The organism is Sphingomonas sp. SORGH_AS_0438 (genome assembly GCF_031453475.1).
Lineage (GTDB): Bacteria > Pseudomonadota > Alphaproteobacteria > Sphingomonadales > Sphingomonadaceae > Sphingomonas.
Map to the genome: position 1 here is coordinate 105,286 of NZ_JAVIZS010000001.1, position 17,758 is coordinate 123,043.

The following is a 17,758-nucleotide window of genomic DNA, read 5'->3' on the forward strand; positions in this document are numbered from 1 at the left end:
AGCGACGCAAAAGAGAAACGGCGCGGGGAGCGATCCCCGCGCCGTTTCTCTTTGTGCTGTTGCGAAGACGCTTATTGGCAGAGCCCGGCCAGCGGTCCCTTGAGCACGGCCGGCCCGTTCAGCGTCGCGGTCGGCCCCGGCCGACGCGGGTCGAGCGCGGCGGCGTAGAAGGGGTCGGCCTCCGCCTGGGCCAGCGTGGTGAAGCGGAAGCCCATCGCGCGATATTGCGCCAGGATGCGGGGCAGGAGCCGCGCGTCGAGCGCCCCGACATGCATCAGCAGCACATAGGGGATGTCGTGCCCGACCTGCGCCTGCGCCCGCGACCGGGCGGCAAGCGCCGCCACCCTGGCATCCGCCAGCATCCCGGTTTCCAGCCGTGCGATCGCGGCCTTGTCGCCCTTGGCGGCGCAGGCGGCATAGACGGGGTTCCAGGCGAAATCGTCGAAGCTCATCGTCACGCCGGCGATGCGATAGCCGTCCGCCGCCAGCCGGGCGCGGACCGCATCGCGCGCCGCCGGATCGCGCCCCTCCGCCAGGAAGGGATAGCGGAACCAGTGCCAGTCGCTCCGCCCCGCCGCCATCGCCAGCGGCCCCTCGTTCCTCTTCACCGAAGCGAGGAAGGCGTCCGCGCCGACCTGGTCGAGATTCTCATGCGCATAGCTGTGGTTGCCGAGCGGAAAACCTGCCGACCGCCACGCCCGGATCGCCGCCGCCGAGGTCGGGTCGTCCAGCCCGAACCCGGCATTGAGGAAGCCATGGGCCGGTGCGCCCGCGGCGCGCAGCGCGGCGGTGATGCGGCGGATCACCTCCAGCCGGGTCATGCCGGGCGGCAGGGGGCCGTGCGCGGGAATATCGTCGAAGGTGATCGCGATCGTCGGTGCCGGCGCGGGCGCGACCGGCACCGGGGCCAGCGCCGCCGCGACCGCGACCGGCCGCGGCCGGGCACTGAACAGCGTCAGCGGCACCGCATCGCCCATCGCCTTGTAACCTGCCTCGGACGGGTGGAGATGGTCGCCCGAATCATAGGCGGGCCGCAGCCGGTCGGGATGCGCCGGGTCGCGCAGCAGCCGGTCGAAATCGACCACCGCGTCGAACGTCCCGCTGGTGCGGATGAAGGCGTTGATCGCCTGCCGGTCCGCTTCCGTCTCCGGCCCCGGATGATAATAGCCGTTGCCGCCAAAGGGCGTGATCGTGCCGCCGATCAGCGTGATGCCATGCGCATGGGCGCGGTCGGCGAGCTGCGCATAGGCGGCGGTGATGTGCTGCACGATCGCGCGGTGCGCGGCCGGGGTGGCGGGCGCCTCGCGAGTCAGCACGCCGAGATCGTTGACCCCCTCCAGCAGGATCGCCCAGCGCACATCGGTGCGCGCGATCACGTCGCGGTCGAAGCGCGCCATCAGATTGGGGCCGTTGCCGTCGAGCAGCACGCGCCCGCCGCCGATGCCGGCATTGACCATGCCGATCCCGCGCGTCGCCGCATCGGCCCGCAGCCGCCCGGCCAAGATATCGGACCAGCGCGTGTTGCGGTTGCCGGTGACGCCATAGCCGTCGGTGATCGAGTCGCCGATCGCGACCAGCGTCCCTCGCGTCGCCGGCCCCGCCACCTCGACATCGGCGATGCCGTACCAGCGGGTCATGGTCGTCGCATCGGCCAGCTCGGGGTCGGCGACATGGTTGCCGGCGACCAGGAAATTCGCACCCCGTGCGCCGGGATGGCCAGTCTGCACGCCCGGTATGTCGGGCCAGTAGAGGCTGATTGCCAGGTCCGCGCCGGGCGGCAGCGGCAGGGCGACGGGATCGGACCAGATTTCCGCGCCGGGCGGAATCACCGCCTGCGCCTGTCCGGCGAAGCGGAGCGGCCGGCTGGTCCCGATCCGCGCGGTGCCGGGGGCGAGCGCGGGCGCGACGCTGGCCGCGCCGATGGTCAGCGGCGTGGTGCCGAACAGGTTGGAGAAGCGGACGCGCAACCGCTCGCCCCCCGCCGACAGCCGGACGATCTGGCGCAGCGTCACCGCCTTGCCCCGATCGGCCGGCAGGGCATTGTCGCCATCCGCCACCAGTTGCGCCGACCCCCAGCTGCCGACCCAATGGGCGGTGCGGTCCCGGGCGGGTACGGCGGCGGTGAGGGCGGTGGCGGCGAGCAGGGCGGCGAGGGTCGCGAAGGGACGCATGATCGTCAGCTCCGTTGGGCGGCGGAAAAGGCGGCGGCGAGGCTGTCGCGCATAGGCTTGGGGTTGAAGCGATCGTCATAGGGGCAGGGGCGGCGACGCGCGCCGTCCTTGCGCGGCTCGAACCTCTCGATCCAGCTATAGCGGTCGCTCATGCCCCAGGCGAGCACGTCGCGAAGCTGGGGATAGCTGAACATCAGATCGCAATAGGCACGGGTATAGTCCGCCACCGCGCGGTCGCGCACCTTCGGGTCGGCGGGCAGATTATTGTCGCGCACGTCCAGTTCGGTGATGACCAGGCCATATCCCATGGCCGTCACCGCATCCAGGAAGCGCCGCCACTCCGCCTCGCGCTTCGTCGCGTCGCTGCCCGCCGGCTGGGTCATGATATGCGACTGCACGCCCAGCGCGTCGACGGGCACGCCCCGCGCCTTGAACCCCTCGAGCAGTGTCAGCACGCCCGCCCGGTGGCGGTCGTTGCCGGGCTCCCAGCTCATATAGTCGTTATAGACGAGCTGGGCGTGCGGGGCGGCGGCGCGCGCGGTGCGGAAGGCGAGGTCGAGCGTCGGCTCCGCGCCACCGATCGCCCTGGACAGGGCGGTGTCGTAGAGCGCGCCGGTCGCGGGCGTCACCGCCTCGTTGACCACGTCATAGCTGCGGATGCGCGTGCCGTAGCGGCGGCACACCGTCTCGATATGGCGGACCAGCATCTGTTCGCCGGCCTTGCGCGCACCGGTGCCGAAGTCATGCGTCGCCATCCAGCGCGGCAGCCATTTGTCCTGGTGCCACAGCAGATTATGCCCGCGCATCTCGAGATGCTGGCGATCCGCCCAGTCGATCATCGCGTCGAACCGCGCGAAGTCGAACCGGTCGGGCGCGGGGCGCAGCGCCTGCCACTTCATCTCGTTCTCGGCGACGACCAGCCCGCACTCGCCGGTCAGGAGCGCGGCATAGGCCGGGTTGGCCCAGGAACCGCTGTCGGTCCCCGCCGGCCGGCCATTGACCGCCGAGCCGAAGCGCATCCCCCTGGCCTTGGCCAGCGTGTCGAGCGAGGGGCCGGTCGCGACCGCCGCCGCCGCGCCCGTGCCGACCAGCGGGGCGCTCCCCATCGCGGCCAGGCCAGCCAGCATCGTCCTGCGTGTCAGATGATCGGTCATTGCGGGTTCCCCGGTGCGAACGGAAAGCGTTGTTGCTTGTACCAGTCGAGATCATGCGCTGGCGGTGCCATGCCGGTGGGCAGCGGCAGATGGTTGACCGACATCCAGTAGGACAGGCTGGCGTCGCGCCACCAGCGCGCCTCGCGCTCCTGCACGGCGAGGAAGGTCGCGGTCTTCGCCCAGCGCTGCGGATCGACGCGCCCGCGTAACGCCTCCCATTCGCGGCGCATCGCGGCCACCGTGTCGACGCCCCGGTCGTAGCGCCGCGCCAGCGTCTCCCACAATGTCTGCCCCGAGGCCATGCGATAGTCCCAGGGCAGGTGATGAAACCACAGCAGCTCGCTCTCCGGCGTGGTGCGCGGATCGGCCAGCCTGGCGGCGAGCGCCGGCGCATATTGCGCGACGGCGTTGCTGCCCGTCTTCGTCCGGTCGAAGCCGATGCCGCCCCGGTCGGCGCGGTGGTAATAGACCGGGTTCCATTCGGGCCGCTTGAGGTCCGAAACCCAGGGGGCGGGGCCGTAATGGTGACCGGTGGCCATCAGATGGGCGAGGCCCAGCGCGCCGGTATAGTCGACCACGGCTTCGCGCGATCGCATCAGCATGTCGGTGACGGTCCGCATCACCTGGGGATCGCGGCCGAAACTCTGGGCGGTCCATTCGCGGGCGATCGCCTCCGGCGTCAGGCCGGGGTCCCAGGCGAGCCGGCCGAAGGCGTACCAGTTGGCCTGGTTGAACGGCGACCCGGTCCAGTCGCGACTGTCGCCGATATTGGCGACGCCGGCCATGCCGGTCAGCCTGTGCCCCTCCAGCGAGCCGTCGACGACCCGCGCCACGGTCGCGCCGGGCGCGGTGCGGGTCTGGGCGTCCAGCGTCTCGGCGAACAGGGGGGCGAGATAGGCGAGGTGGGTGGCGAAGCCCAGATATTCCTTGGTGATCTGGAATTCGATCATCAGCGGCGTCCGGGGCATCGCCCCGAACAGCGGATGGAAGGGCTCGCGCGGCTGGAAGTCGATCGCGCCGTTCTTCACCTGCACCACAACATTGTCGGCGAAACGACCGTCGAGCGGCTTGAACTCGTCATAGGCCTGTTTCGCGCGATCGTCGGGATCGGTATCGGCATAGACGAAGGCGCGCCACATCACGATGCCGCCATGCGGCTTGACCGCCGCCGCCAGCATGTTGGCGCCGTCCGCATGGGTCGCGCCATAGTCGCGGGGGCCCGGCTGCCCCTCGCTGTTCGCCTTGACCAGGAAGCCGCCGAAATCGGGGATGGCGCGGTAGATCTCGTCCGCCTTGGCGCGCCACCAGCGCCCCACGGCGGGATTGCGCGGGTCGGCGGTCTTCAGCCCGCCCAATTCGATCGGCGCGGAGAAGCGCGCCGACAGATAGACCTTGATGCCATAGGGGCGGAAGATATCCGCCAGCGCCGCCGCCTTGGCGATATAGGGCGCGGTCAGGCTTTCCGCCTTGGCGTTGACGTTGTTGAGGACGGTGCCGTTGATCCCGATCGCGGCATTGGCGCGCGCATAGTCGGTGTAGCGCGGGTCCTTATAGTCGGGCAGCGTCCACCAGTCCCACAGCGACTTACCCGCATAGCCGCGCTCGACCACGCCATCCAAATTGTCCCAATGGTCGAGGACGCGCAAGGCGACGCGCGGGCGCGAGCGAAGGTCGATGGCGGCGGAGGCGCCGTCCGTCGCCACCTGCCGCAGCAGCGCGAAGGCCCCGTAGAGCACCCCGCGTTCGTCATCGCCGGTGACGACGACGGTCGCCCGCCCGCCGATGCTGGCGCGGCGGACGACATAGCCCTCCGGCCCCGGCGAGGGCAGGCGTAGCGCCTGGATGTGCGGGTCGCCGGCGGTGGCGAGGAGGACCGGGCCGAAGCCGGCGGGCAGGCCGCGGCGCAGTTCGGCAGCGGCGGCATCGAGCGTGGCGGAGCGGCCCCGGACCGTCACCGCATCCGGCGCGATGGTCCGGGCGGGATAGCGCATCCACAGGCGATAGCCGTCGTCGGGCGCAAGCTGGTCGCTGGCGGCAGGGGCCGTGCCCGATTGCGCGAGCAGCGGAGTCGAGGCTCCGCCCAACAGCAGAAACAAACCCAGCCGCAACGCCTTGGCACGCATCCTTCTCTCCCGATCGGGCGGCGGCTGCGAGTTGACAGTCCGGGTTCGCCCTCTTCATGATACCGCTATCACCTGAACGGCGTCGGTAGCAACGCCGGACCAGGGGTACGGGAGAGATTTGATATGACACGCCGATCCGCCGCCCAGACTGGGGCGACCCGCCGCGATTGCCTGCGCTGGTCGGGCGTTTCGCTGCTGGCGCTGATGCCGGCCCCGCTCCTCGCCGCGACGCGGTCGGCCGCCCCGCTCTACAAGGATGCCCGCGCGCCGATCGACCTGCGCATCCGCGACCTGATGGCGCGGATGACGCTGGACGAGAAGGTCGCGCAGATGATCGCGCTATGGGCGACCAAGGCGCAGGTGATGGTGGAGGGCGGGCTCGACTTCGACCCCGCCAGGGCGACCCAGGCCTATCCCAACGGCTTCGGCCAGATCACCCGGCCCTCCGACAGGCGCGGCGGCCCGCGCGTGGCGGAGGTGGCGGGCGGCACCGGCGCGCAATATCGCGACGGCGCCTCGACCATCCGCTTCGTCAACGCGATCCAGCGCTGGGCGCGCGAGGAGACCCGGCTCGGCATCCCCGTGCTGTTCCACGAGGAGTCGCTCCACGGCTATATGGCGCCGGGCGCGACCATGTTCCCCCAGGCGATCGGCATGGCCGGCAGCTTCGACCGCGACCTAGTGGAGCGGTGCCAGTCGGTGATCGGGCGCGAGGTGCGCGCGCATGGCAGCCAGCTGGCGCTGTCGCCCGTGGTCGACATCGCCCGCGATCCCCGCTGGGGCCGGATCGAGGAGACGTTCGGCGAGGACCCCTATCTCTGCGGCGAGATGGGCGTGGCGGCGGTGCGCGGGTTGCAGGGCGACAGCGCGACGCTGCAACCCGGCAAGGTGTTCGCGACGCTGAAGCACATGACCGGCCATGGCCAGCCCCAGGCCGGCAACAATATCGCACCCGCGCCGATCGCGATCCGCGAGTTGCGCGAATCCTTCTTCCCGCCGTTCCGCGCGGTGGTGGAGCGGACCAAGATCGCCGCCGTCATGCCCTCGTACAACGAGATCGACGGCGTGCCGAGCCATGCCAATCGCTGGCTGCTGGGGCAGGTGCTGCGCGGCGAATGGGGCTTCGACGGCGCGATCGTCAGCGATTACGGCGCGGTCGAGGAACTGGCGACGATCCACCATGTCGCCGCCGATCGGCCGGCGGCGGCGCGGGCGGCGCTGGCGGCGGGGGTCGACAGCGAACTGCCCGACGGCACCGCCTATCGCACGCTCGCCGATCAGGTCCGCGCCGGCACCGTGTCGCAGGCGGCGGTCGACCGGGCCTGTGCACGCATCCTGACGCTCAAGTTCCGCGCCGGCCTGTTCGACGCGGGCCCGACCGATCCCGCCATCGCCCAGCGGCTGACCGGCAATGCGGAGGCGTGCGCGCTGGCGCTGGAGGCGGCGCGCAAGTCGCTGTGCCTGCTGACCAATGACGGCACGCTGCCGCTGAAGCCGGCGGGGCGGATCGCGGTGATCGGCCCCAATGCGGCGATCGCGCGACTGGGCGGCTATTCCGCGCCGCCACGCCGGAGCGTCAGCCTGCTCGACGGCATCCGGGCGCTGGTCGGCGGATCGGCACAGATCGTCCATGCGCAGGGGGTGCGGATCACCCAGAGCGAGGACCGCTCTGCCGACGAGGTCCTGCTGGGCGACCCGGCGGAGAATCGCCGCCTGATCGCCGAGGCGGTGGCGGCGGCGCGCGAGGCCGATGTGATCGTGCTCGCGATCGGCGATACCGAACAGACCAGCCGCGAGGGGTTCGCGCGCAACCATCTGGGCGACCGTACCACGCTGGACCTGGTCGGCGACCAAAATGCGCTGTTCGACGCGCTCCATGCGCTGGGCAAGCCGGTGGTGGTCGCCGCCATCGCCGGTCGTCCGCCGAGCTGGCCGAACGTGATCGCGCGCGCCCATGCGGTGCTGCTCTGCTGGTATCCGGGGCAGGAGGGCGGCACCGCCATGGCGGAGGCGCTGTTCGGCCGGATCAATCCGGGCGCCAAGCTGCCGGTGACGGTGGTGCGCGAGGTGGGGCAGGTGCCGATCTACTATAATGCCAAGCCGTCGACCGGGCGCGGCTATCTGTTCGCGGACGGCACGCCCTTGTTCCCGTTCGGCCATGGGCTGAGCTACACCCGCTTCGAGATCGGCGCGCCGCGCCTGTCCGCCCCGACGATCGGCCGTGCCGGCACGGTGACGGTCGAGGTCGATGTCGCCAATATCGGCGCGCGGGCGGGGGACGAGGTGGTGCAGCTCTACGTCCATGATCAGGTCGCCTCGGTCGCGCGGCCGGTCAAGGAGCTGAAGGGGTTCGAGCGGGTGACGCTGGCCCCGGGCGAGCGGCGCACGCTCCGCTTCGTGCTGGGGCCGGAGGCATTCCGGATGATCGACGCCGACCTGCGCGAGGTGGTGGAGCCGGGCCGCTTCACGATCATGGCGGGCGGCAATTCGGTCGAGCTGAAGACGGCGGAACTCGACATCGTCTGACCCCGCCGCCGGCCATGCAGAAGCCGCCGCCGGGTGATCCCCGATGGCGGCCTCCATCGACCCTGGGGGCTGCAGGATCAGGCGAGGCGGAGCGTGGTCGCGACCCAGCCGCCCATCGCCATGTTTTTCCGTGATCCTGCCGACCTGCGGATTTCCCTTTTCGGTACGGGTGGAAAGAGATGCTCGCATAATCAACGATATGGCGATGGTCGCCGCGACGCGCCGGTCGCCGCCGCTTCAGGCCCGGTTCACCCGTATGTCGCCAAGCGCCATGCCCGTTGATCCCCCATGGTTTTTCGCGGATAGCTGCCCCTATGAAGCGTCCCACCGCTCGCCTGGCCGCGCTGGCCGCCGCGCTCCTCGTCTGGGTGCAGCCGGCGGCCGCACAATCGATCCTGCGCGATGCCGAGACCGAGGCTATGTTCCACGACATGTCGGCGGATATCGTCAAGGCCGCCGGCCTCAACCCGCGCGACGTGCAGATCGTCCTGATCAACGACGGGTCGATCAACGCCTTCGTCGCGGGCGGGCAGATCGTCTATATCCATTCCGGCCTGATCGAGGCGGCGAGCAACGCCAATGAGGTGCAGGGCGTGATCGCGCACGAGGTCGGCCATATCGCCGATGGCCATGTCCTGTCGGGCGAGGCGGCGATGAAGCCGGCGATGGGCATGACCATCCTGTCGATGGTGCTGGGCCTGGCGGCGATGGCGGCCGGATCGGGCGATGCGGGGGCCGGCATCATGGCGATGGGCCAGCAGGCGGCGATGGGCAAATATCTGTCGTTCAGCCGCACCCAGGAATCGACCGCCGACGCCTCCGCCGTCCGCTATCTCGACACCGCCGGGGTCAGCGGCAAGGGGATGCTGACCTTCTTCAAGAAGCTGGCGAATCAGGAATATCGCTACGGCACCGCCAATATCGACCCGTTCATGCAGACCCACCCGCTGTCGGGCGAGCGCATCGCCAACCTGACCGCCGACATCCAGAAGTCCAAGTCCTATAACGCCAAGCCCGACGCGGCGCTGGAGGAGCGGTTCCGCCGGGTGAAGGCCAAGCTGCTCGGCTATGTCGCGGAACCGTCGCGGACGCTGGCCGAATATCCGGAGACCGACCAGTCGCTCTACGCGCATTATGCGCGCGCCTATGCCTATCACAAGGGCGGCTATCCCGACAAAGCCGATGCCGAGGCGGCGGCGCTGATCGTCGCGCAACCGCACGACCCCTATTTCCAGGAGATCCAAGGCCAAATCCTGCTGGAGGCGGGCAAGCCGCGCCTGGCGCTCGGACCCTTGCGGGCCGCGACCGAGGGATCGCGCAACAATCCGCTGATCGCCACCACCTATGGCCATGCGCTGATCGCGACCGAGGACAAGGCGAACCTGCCCGAGGCGATCCGCGTGCTGCGCATCGCCACGCAGCGCGACGACGACAATCCCTGGGCGTGGATGCAACTCGGCACCGCCTATGAACAGAGCGGCGATTCGGCGCGGGCCGCGCTCGCCACCGCCGAACGCGCGCAAATGACCGGCGACCAGCGAACCGCCGTGCAATCCGCGCGTTACGCCATGGCCAATATCCCCGCCAACACGCCCGACTGGATCCGCGCGCAAGATATTGCGATGACCTCCGGCGACGCGATGGCCAGCGACAGGAAGAAGAAAAAACGATGAGGATCCTGACGCTCGCGCTGGTGGCAGTGGCCGGCGGGCTGATCGGTGGCGGCGCGGTGCATGTGCTGGACGCGCGCGACGGCGCCGCGTCGGGCGAGGCGGTGCGGACCTATCTGCTCGCGCATCCCGAGGTGCTGCCCGAGGCGATGGCGAAGCTGCAGGCACAGGAATCGGGCAAGTCGGTCGCCGCGAACCGCGCCGCGATCACCACGCCGTTCGGCAGCGCCTATGCCGGCAATCCGCGCGGCGATGTGACACTGGTCGAATATTACGACTATAATTGCGGCTATTGCCGCGCCAGCCTGCCCGCAATCCGCCAGTTGGTCGCGAACGATCCTAAGCTGCGCGTGGTGTTCCGCGAACTGCCGATCCTGGCGCCCACCAGCCGGGATGCGGCGCGGATGAGCCTGCTCGCCGCCGCGCAGGGCAAGTTCGCCGCCTTTCACGACGCGCTCTATGGCGGTGGCCGGGTGACGCCCGACAGCATCGCCGCCGCCGCCGCCAAGGCCGGGGTCGACACCCGCCAGCTCGCCGCGCTGACGCCGAAGCTGGATGCGGAGATCGCCGGCAATCTGGAGATGGCCGGGCGGCTGGGCTTCACCGGCACGCCGTCTTGGGTGGTCGGCGACCAGGTGCTGTCGGGCGCGCTGCCGCCCGAGGAACTTGCCAAGGCGATCGCCGCCGCGCGCAAAGCGGCATGACCGACTCCATCCTGCGCCTGTCGGGCATTTCCAAACACTATCGCGACGGGCCGACCGCGCTGCATGCGGTCGATCTCGACATCAGACGGGGCGAGATTTTCGCGCTGCTCGGGCCGAACGGCGCGGGCAAGACGACGCTGATCTCGATCGTCTGCGGCATCGTCACCCCGTCCTCGGGCACGATCTTGGTCGACGGGCATGACGCGCTGGTCGATTACAAGGCGGCGCGGCGGCGGATCGGGCTGGTGCCGCAGGAACTGGCGACCGACGCGTTCGAGACGGTACTCGCCACCGTTTCCTTCTCGCGCCGGCTGTTCGGCCGCGCTGCCGACCCCGCCTATGTCGAGCGGCTGCTGCGCGACCTGTCGCTGTGGGAGAAGCGGTCCGCCAAGATCAAGGACCTGTCGGGCGGGATGAAGCGGCGCGTGCTGATCGCCAAGGCGCTGGCGCACGAGCCCGAACTGCTGTTCCTCGACGAACCCTCGGCCGGCGTCGACGTGGCGCTGCGCCGCGACATGTGGACGTTGGTGCGGTCGCTGCGCGAGCGCGGCGTGACGATCATCCTGACCACCCATTATATCGAGGAGGCCGAGGAAATGGCCGACCGGGTCGGCGTGATCGCCAAGGGCCGGCTGCTGCTGGTCGAGGACAAGGTCGCGCTGATGCAGAAGCTGGGCAAGCGCGAGCTGGACCTGACCCTGGTCGAGCCGCTCGACGCGGTGCCGCCGGAACTGGCCGAGTGGAACCCGACGCTGGTGCATGACGGCCATGTGCTCCGCTATGTCTTCAACGCCACCGACGAGCGGACCGGCATCCCCGGCTTCCTCCGCCGGGTCGGCGATCTCGGCATCCATTTCAAGGATCTGGAAACCGCCAAGTCGAGCCTGGAGGACATCTTCGTCGACCTGGTGGAGCGCGAACGGTGAGGGCGGCCATGCCCGCGACGACCCCTCCGTCTCCTCCTGCCACCCCATTCCATCCCGGAGCCCATCCATGAATCTCCACGGCATCTGGGCCATCTACCGCTTCGAGATGGCGCGGTTCGGGCGGACGATCTGGACCAGCCTGGCGGTGCCGGTCATCACCACCTCGCTCTATTTCATCGTCTTTGGCTCGGCCATCGGATCGCAGATGCGCGAGGTGTCGGGTGTGCCCTATGGCGCGTTCATCGTGCCGGGGCTGATGCTGCTCGCGATCTTCTCGGAAAGCATCCTCAACGCGTCGCTGGGCATCTACATGCCCAAATTCACCGGCACCATCTACGAGATCCTGTCCGCGCCGCTGTCGCCGATCGAGACGGTGATGGGCTATGTCGGCGCGGCGACGACCAAGTCGCTGCTGATCGGCCTGATCATCTTCGCCACCGCGCATCTGTTCGTCGACCTGCCGGTCGCGCATCCCTTCCTGATGCTGCTCTACCTGGTGCTGGTCGCGGCGGCCTTCTGCCTGTTCGGCTTCGCGATCGGCATCCTGGCCAATGGCTTCGAGCAGTTGCAGGTCGTGCCGCTCCTGATCGTCACGCCGATGACCTTCCTGGGCGGGGCCTTCTACTCGGTGCAGATCCTGCCCGAGCCGTGGCGGACGATCACGCTGTTCAACCCGGTCGTCTATCTGATCAACGGTTTCCGCTGGACGTTCTTCGGGCAGAGCGATGTCGGCGTCGGGATCAGCCTGGGCGTCTCCTTCGCCTTTCTCTGTGCGTGCCTGGCTTTCGTCACGATCATCTTCCGGACGGGATGGCGTCTGAAGGCCTGAGGGCGGGCCAGATCACCAGCCCGTTCAGGTCGACCAGCATGTGGAGCAGCACGACCAGCCACAGCGCCCCGCTCGCCAGATAGACCCAGGCCATGACCGCGCCGAACAGGGTCGTCGCGACCATGCCGCGCCAGCCCTGATAGCGGTGCATCGCCCCGAAGATCAGCGTCGCCAGGCCGAACCCGACCCAGGCGCTGCCCGTGGCGAGCGTGATGAGCAGCGGCAGGAGCAGGCGGAAGAACGGCTCCTCGCTCGCCCCCGCGACGATCGCGACGACGATGCCCCAGGGCAGTTCGCGCCGGTCGCGCGGCATCAGCGCGCCGGGCCGCCCGATAGGCCGTCCGCCGGTCCGCGCGCGCCACGCCGCGACCGCCAGACCCAGCACCGTGCCGCCAAGGGCACCCGCGACGATCTCGCCGGGGGCGAATCCCGGCAGGGCGTCTCGCACCGGCTGGAACACCAAAGGCAAGCCGGTCAGCACTCTCCAGCCGTCCAGCACCGCCAGCGACACCAGAACCGGCAGCCAGAACGCCGCCAGCGCCCGCATCACCCAGGCCCGGTACATCGCGTCGCGATCCCGGGCGCGGTCCTTGGGGCGCACGAACCAGCCCGCCGCCGCCAGCGATCCGGCCAGCAGCAGCAGCGCGAGCAGCCGGCTCACCCCAGGCGATGCTCGCCCTTGACCCAGCGCACCGTACCGGAGGAGGCGCGCATCACCACGCTCTCGGTGGTCATCATCCCGCCCTTGCGCTTGACGCCCGCCAGCAGCGATCCGTCGGTCACGCCGGTCGCGGCGAAGATGCAGTCGCCCTTGGCCAGATCGGTCAGGTCATATTGGCGGTCGAGATCGGTCACGCCCCATTTGGCGGCGCGGGCGCGCTCGTCGTCGTTGCGGAACAGCAGCCGGCCCTTGAACTGCCCGCCGACGCAGCGCAGCGCCGCACAGGCCAGCACCCCCTCCGGCGCGCCGCCCGAGCCCATATAGATGTCGATCGTCGTGTCCGGATTGGTCGTCGCGATCACGCCCGCCACGTCGCCATCGCCGATCAGCACCACGCCGCAGCCGATCGACCGCAGCTCGGCGATCAGCGCCTCGTGCCGGGGCCGGTCGAGCACGCAGGCGACGATGTCGCTGGGCTTCACGCCCTTGGCGGCGGCGACGGCGGTGACATTCTCGGTCACCGACTTGTCCAGGTCGATGATATTGTCGGGCAGGCCCGGGCCGACCGCGATCTTGTCCATATAGACGTCGGGCGCGTTGAGCAGGCCGCCGCGCTCGGCGATCGCCAGCACCGCCAGGCTGTTCGGCCCGGCCTTGGCGCAGATCGTCGTCCCCTCCAGCGGGTCGAGCGCGATGTCGATCTCCGGCCCGGTGCCGGTGCCGACCTTCTCGCCGATATAGAGCATCGGCGCCTCGTCGCGCTCGCCCTCGCCGATCACCACCGTGCCGTCCATGTCCAGTTCGTTGAGCGCGGCGCGCATCGCCTCCACGGCGGCGGCATCGGCGGCCTTCTCGTCGCCGCGCCCGACCAGCGTCGATGCGGCCACCGCCGCCGCCTCGGTCACCCGGACCATTTCGAGGACGAGCACGCGGTCGAGGACGTTGCTGGCAGTCGCGATCATTGGGGTCTCCGTGGCGGACGATGCGTTGAACACGTTAAACACGGGAATAGCCCGGCTGGTTGCGACGGGCAAGGGCAGTGCGTGCGCGGATCATGCGCGGGCTGTTTTCGCGGGCGGTTTGGCGGGGACGAAGAGTATGTGGGAACCGCCATCCACCCCGGCGAAGGCCGGGGTCCAGTAACGGAATGTTCTGAAGAGATTGTGACGGTCACCCCGCTGGATTTCGGCCTTCGCAGGGCCTCCACAAAAGTTGGGCAACAGGGGCGACAGGCCCGTGCTCCTGCGAAAGCAGGAGCCCAGAGTCCGATGCCATGACTTGGGTTCGTCATTGCGAACAGAGCGAAACAATCCACGGCCGCGCGCGTGACGCTATGGATTGCTTCGCTGCGCTCGCAATGACGGCTCGGGGTGATCCGCTGTCCTCCGGCTTGAGAGTCCAGCCAAGCAACGTCTTGTGGGTATCGGCAACCCTGGGCTCCTGCGTCCGCCGGAGCATGGTGGCGACCTTCGCGAAGGGCCCATCTTTGCCGGAACGGTCATCGGGGCTCATGCTTCGGGCGCACAAAAAATCCCGGCGACGATGCGGTGAAGCATCATCGCCGGGACGGTTCGTCTGGTGATCGGCCGCCCCACGCCGGAAAGGGCGGGGCGGCCGGATCGGGTCAGGCGCCGAAGGTGCGCTGCCACCAGCCGCGACGCGGGGCGTCGCCCGATGCGGGGGCGGCTTCGGCCTCCGGAGCTTCCGCGACCGGCTCTTCCGCCACCGCTTCCGGCTCAGGAGCGGGCGCAGGCGCCTCGGCCTCGACCTTCTTCTTGCGGACGCGCTTGGGCTTGGCCGGCACCTCCTCCGCGACCGGTTCGACGACCGGGGCGGGGGCTTCGGTCTCGACCTTCTTCTTGCGGACGCGCTTGGGCTTGGCGGGGGCCTCGGCCTCCGCCTCGACCGCCGGTGCCGGTGCCGGTGCCGGTGCCGGTGTCGGCTGCGGCGCGACAGCCACTTCGGCGGGAGCCGGTGCCGCCGTCTCGGCGACCGCCGCGCGCGCACGCGGACGACGACGCGTCTTCGGCGCGGGCGCGGCCTCCTCGACCGGGGCTGCCGGTACGTCGGCCTCGACCTCGGGCTCGACGATGGCGAGCGCGATCGGATCGGTCACCGGGCCCGAATCGCCCGCATCGGCGGCTTCCTCGACCTCGACCGCCTGGTCGGTCGATCCCTGCGTCTCGACACCGTCCTGGCGACGGCCACCGCGACGACCGCGGCGACCGCGACGACGACGGCGACCGCCTTCGCCCTCGGCATCGCCCTGCGCCTGGGGCTCGTCGGCCTCGGTCGTCTCGGCATCGCTATCGGTCTCGTCCTCGACCGACTCCGGCTCGACGCCGTTCTCGTCGGTTTCCTCCTCGGACTCGGCACCGGTCTCGTTCGAGTCCTCGCCCTCGTCGCCCCGATTGCCACGACGCCCGCGACGACGACGGCGGCGCTTGCCGCGACCCTCACCCTCGCTGTCGTTGCGCGCCGGACGCGGAGCGGGCTCGGCCTCTTCCAGCTCCTCCTCTTCCTCGATCTCCTCCTCCTCGATGAACTCCTCCTCGTCTTCCTCGACGACGAGTTCATCGATGCGCGGCGCATAGGCCGGCGGCGGGCCGGAGACGTCGACCGTCATCCGCGCGCCCTCTTCCTCGCGATCGGGCAGCACCTCGATCGAGACGCCATAGCGCTCCTCGACCTCGGCGATGTCGGCGCGCTTGCGGTTGAGGACGTAGATCGCCGCCTCCTGCGACGCGCGCAGCGTCAGCAGCGAGCCACGGCCGCGCGCCGCCTCTTCCTCCAGCAGGCGCAGCGCCGACAGGCCCGCCGACGAAGCGGTGCGGACCAGCCCGGTGCCCTCGCAATGCGGGCAGGCGCGGGTCGACGCTTCCAGCACGCCGGTGCGCAGGCGCTGGCGGCTCATCTCCATCAGGCCGAAGCTGGAGATACGGCCGACCTGGATGCGCGCGCGATCGTTCTTCAGCGCCTCCTTCATCGCCTTCTCGACCTTCCGGACGTTGGACGAATGGTCCATGTCGATGAAGTCGATGACGACCAGGCCCGCCATGTCGCGCAGGCGGAGCTGGCGCGCGATCTCCTGCGCCGCTTCCAGATTGGTCGCGGTCGCGGTCTGCTCGATATTATGCTCGCGGGTCGAACGGCCGGAGTTGATGTCGATCGACACCAAAGCCTCGGTCGGGTTGATGACCAGATAGCCGCCCGACTTCAGCTGGACGACCGGATTGTACATCGCGGCCAGCTGGTCCTCGACATGCGCGCGCTGGAACAGCGGCACGGCGTCGGCATATTGCTTCACCTTGCGCGCATGGGCCGGCATCAGCAGCCGCATGAAGTCCTTGGCGTGGCGATAGCCTTCCTCGCCCTCGACGATGACTTCGTCGATGTCCTTGTTGTAGATGTCGCGGATCGCGCGCTTGATCAGGTCGCTGTCGCCATAGACCAAAGCGGGCGCGGAAGAGGTCAGCGTCTTGTCGCGGATCTCGTCCCACAGGCGCGCCAGATAGTCGAAGTCTCGCTTGATCTCGACCTTGGTGCGCTGCAGCCCGGCGGTGCGGACGATGCAGCCCATCGACGAGGGTAGCTGCAGATCGGCCATGATCGACTTCAGCCGCTTGCGATCGGCGGCGTTCGAAATCTTGCGGCTGATGCCGCCGCCATGCGACGTGTTGGGCATCAGCACGCAATAGCGGCCGGCCAGCGAGAGATAGGTGGTCAGCGCCGCGCCCTTGTTGCCGCGCTCTTCCTTGACGACCTGGACCAGCAGCACCTGGCGGCGGCGGATCACGTCCTGGATCTTGTAGCGGCGGCGCAGGTTCATGCGACGCTGGCGCAGCGCCTCGACCTGATCGTCATTGGCGCCACCCTTGGCGGGACGGCGGCGCGGGCGCTCGGCCGACTCGCCGCCCTCTTCGTCCTCGGACTCGGACGAGTCGTCGTCATAGCCCGACTCGTCGTCGAACTCCTCGTCCTCGTCATGATCGTCGTCGTCATGCGCATCCTGCTCGGCGCGCAGCGCGGCTTCCTCGGCGGCGTGCTCGGCCTCTTCGCGCAGCAGCGCGTCGCGATCCTCCTTGGGGATCTGGTAATAATCCGGATGGATTTCGGAAAAGGCCAGGAAGCCGTGGCGGTTGCCGCCATAGTCGACGAACGCCGCCTGCAGCGACGGCTCGACGCGCGTCACCTTGGCGAGGTAGATATTGCCCTTGAGCTGCTTGCGCTCGGCGGATTCGAAATCGAACTCTTCGATCCGGTTACCTTGTACGACGGCGACCCGGGTCTCCTCCCGGTGGCGTGCGTCGATCAGCATACGCGTGGTCATCAAACGGTCTCCACGTGCGCGTCGGGCCGGGCCCTCGCGCGCGATGATAATGCGCGCCCGGGCCGATGGCGGCGGGGGCGCGAAGGTGGCGATAAAGCGCGTCTGCTCGCTTGGCTTGCCGGGGCATCTGGCCCTGCGGCGGGCCCGCCACCGCGACGCCGCCGGCAAAAGCCGGGCGGATCAGCGGGAACGGGAATTGCATCATGCGAGCGTCAACCTGGATTGGCCCGTCGGGATCGACGGGCGGGCACGCCGGTGGCGCTCAACGGGTTGCGAGACGACACACGGGTACGGTACAGACGCTAGCATCGCGCGGCGCGCTTCGCAACCGGTCGTATCCTGCGTTACTCCGGGGTCGACAGGGGTCTTCAGGCCGGGTTAACGCCGGTCGGTCGATGGGGCGCAACGCTCGCAAAATATTAAGCATATCCATCACAGGGATGGAATGGTGCGGCGCATCGCCGCAGCGCCCTTCATCAGGCAAGGGCCGGTGACGAAAGGGGTTTGGTGACGATGGTTTTGCGCTGGACCTCGGCAGGCGGGATGCTGGCGATGGCGACGCTCGGCTGGCATGCGCTGCCGGTGCACGCCGCCCCGCCGCCCGGCGCGCGCGTGTCGGTGACGCTGCCCAAGGTCCATGCCGCGCCGCTGCCCAAGGTGCGCG

The 17,758-nt window shown here is 69.5% G+C and carries 11 protein-coding genes; 5 read left to right on the forward strand and 6 right to left on the reverse strand.

The window, feature by feature from the left end:
* Nucleotides 1-71 precede the first annotated feature (71 nt).
* The 3 genes from QE452_RS00540 to QE452_RS00550 are packed head-to-tail and all read right to left on the reverse strand — an operon-like array spanning nucleotide 72 to nucleotide 5,448.
* Nucleotides 72-2,171, reverse strand: coding sequence for a GDSL-type esterase/lipase family protein (locus tag QE452_RS00540; RefSeq protein ID WP_309658225.1), 2,100 nt, complete (start codon nucleotides 2,169-2,171; stop codon nucleotides 72-74).
* 5 nt (nucleotides 2,172-2,176) lie between these two features.
* A complete protein-coding gene (locus tag QE452_RS00545; protein ID WP_309729463.1) occupies nucleotides 2,177-3,325 on the reverse strand; it encodes an endo-1,4-beta-xylanase in 1,149 nt (382 codons plus the stop codon).
* Nucleotides 3,322-5,448, reverse strand: coding sequence for an alpha-glucuronidase family glycosyl hydrolase (locus QE452_RS00550; protein ID WP_309658227.1), 2,127 nt, complete (start codon nucleotides 5,446-5,448; stop codon nucleotides 3,322-3,324). Before QE452_RS00550 ends, QE452_RS00545 begins: the two co-directional genes overlap by 4 nt.
* A 123-nt stretch (nucleotides 5,449-5,571) precedes the next feature.
* Here QE452_RS00550 and QE452_RS00555 point away from each other — a divergent pair, with 123 nt between their 5' ends.
* The 5 genes from QE452_RS00555 (at nucleotide 5,572) to QE452_RS00575 (ending at nucleotide 12,103) form a co-directional block, all read left to right on the forward strand.
* Nucleotides 5,572-7,974 carry a glycoside hydrolase family 3 N-terminal domain-containing protein gene (locus QE452_RS00555; protein ID WP_405052714.1) on the forward strand — a complete coding sequence of 801 codons (2,403 nt, stop codon included), beginning with the start codon at nucleotides 5,572-5,574 and terminating at the stop codon, nucleotides 7,972-7,974.
* 314 nt (nucleotides 7,975-8,288) lie between these two features.
* Nucleotides 8,289-9,647, forward strand: coding sequence for a M48 family metalloprotease (locus tag QE452_RS00560; RefSeq protein ID WP_309658228.1), 1,359 nt, complete (start codon nucleotides 8,289-8,291; stop codon nucleotides 9,645-9,647).
* A complete protein-coding gene (locus QE452_RS00565; RefSeq protein WP_309658229.1) occupies nucleotides 9,644-10,348 on the forward strand; it encodes a DsbA family protein in 705 nt (234 codons plus the stop codon). The genes QE452_RS00560 and QE452_RS00565 overlap by 4 nt, the downstream gene beginning before the upstream one ends.
* Complete coding sequence (locus QE452_RS00570; RefSeq protein WP_309658230.1) at nucleotides 10,345-11,274, forward strand: ABC transporter ATP-binding protein; 930 nt, start codon at nucleotides 10,345-10,347, stop codon at nucleotides 11,272-11,274. Before QE452_RS00565 ends, QE452_RS00570 begins: the two co-directional genes overlap by 4 nt.
* 67 nt (nucleotides 11,275-11,341) lie before the next feature.
* A complete protein-coding gene (locus QE452_RS00575) occupies nucleotides 11,342-12,103 on the forward strand; it encodes an ABC transporter permease (RefSeq protein ID WP_125995579.1) in 762 nt (253 codons plus the stop codon).
* Here the strand turns inward: QE452_RS00575 and QE452_RS00580 are convergent.
* From QE452_RS00580 to QE452_RS00590, 3 genes are all read right to left on the reverse strand, one after another.
* Entirely contained in the window at nucleotides 12,069-12,764 is a 696-nt protein-coding gene (locus tag QE452_RS00580) for a type II CAAX endopeptidase family protein (RefSeq protein WP_309658231.1), read from the reverse strand. The genes QE452_RS00575 and QE452_RS00580 overlap by 35 nt on opposite strands.
* A complete protein-coding gene (gene glpX, locus QE452_RS00585; protein ID WP_309658232.1) occupies nucleotides 12,761-13,726 on the reverse strand; it encodes a class II fructose-bisphosphatase in 966 nt (321 codons plus the stop codon). The genes QE452_RS00580 and glpX overlap by 4 nt, the downstream gene beginning before the upstream one ends.
* A gap of 662 nt (nucleotides 13,727-14,388) precedes the next feature.
* Nucleotides 14,389-17,094, reverse strand: coding sequence for a ribonuclease E/G (locus QE452_RS00590; protein ID WP_309658233.1), 2,706 nt, complete (start codon nucleotides 17,092-17,094; stop codon nucleotides 14,389-14,391).
* Between the last annotated feature and the right edge of the window lie 664 nt (nucleotides 17,095-17,758).

What these genes read in the sequence shown, in the direction of transcription:
- QE452_RS00545 (WP_309729463.1), bottom strand. Translation starts at nt 3,325, where the DNA reads ATGACCGATCATCTGACACGCAGGACGATGCTGGCTGGCCTGGCCGCG.
- QE452_RS00540 (WP_309658225.1), bottom strand. Translation starts at nt 2,171, where the DNA reads ATGCGTCCCTTCGCGACCCTCGCCGCCCTGCTCGCCGCCACCGCCCTC.
- QE452_RS00565 (WP_309658229.1), top strand. Translation starts at nt 9,644, where the DNA reads ATGAGGATCCTGACGCTCGCGCTGGTGGCAGTGGCCGGCGGGCTGATC.
- QE452_RS00560 (WP_309658228.1), top strand. Translation starts at nt 8,289, where the DNA reads ATGAAGCGTCCCACCGCTCGCCTGGCCGCGCTGGCCGCCGCGCTCCTC.
- QE452_RS00575 (WP_125995579.1), top strand. Translation starts at nt 11,342, where the DNA reads ATGAATCTCCACGGCATCTGGGCCATCTACCGCTTCGAGATGGCGCGG.
- QE452_RS00555 (WP_405052714.1), top strand. Translation starts at nt 5,572, where the DNA reads ATGACACGCCGATCCGCCGCCCAGACTGGGGCGACCCGCCGCGATTGC.
- QE452_RS00590 (WP_309658233.1), bottom strand. Translation starts at nt 17,094, where the DNA reads ATGACCACGCGTATGCTGATCGACGCACGCCACCGGGAGGAGACCCGG.
- QE452_RS00570 (WP_309658230.1), top strand. Translation starts at nt 10,345, where the DNA reads ATGACCGACTCCATCCTGCGCCTGTCGGGCATTTCCAAACACTATCGC.
- QE452_RS00550 (WP_309658227.1), bottom strand. Translation starts at nt 5,448, where the DNA reads ATGCGTGCCAAGGCGTTGCGGCTGGGTTTGTTTCTGCTGTTGGGCGGA.
- glpX (WP_309658232.1), bottom strand. Translation starts at nt 13,726, where the DNA reads ATGATCGCGACTGCCAGCAACGTCCTCGACCGCGTGCTCGTCCTCGAA.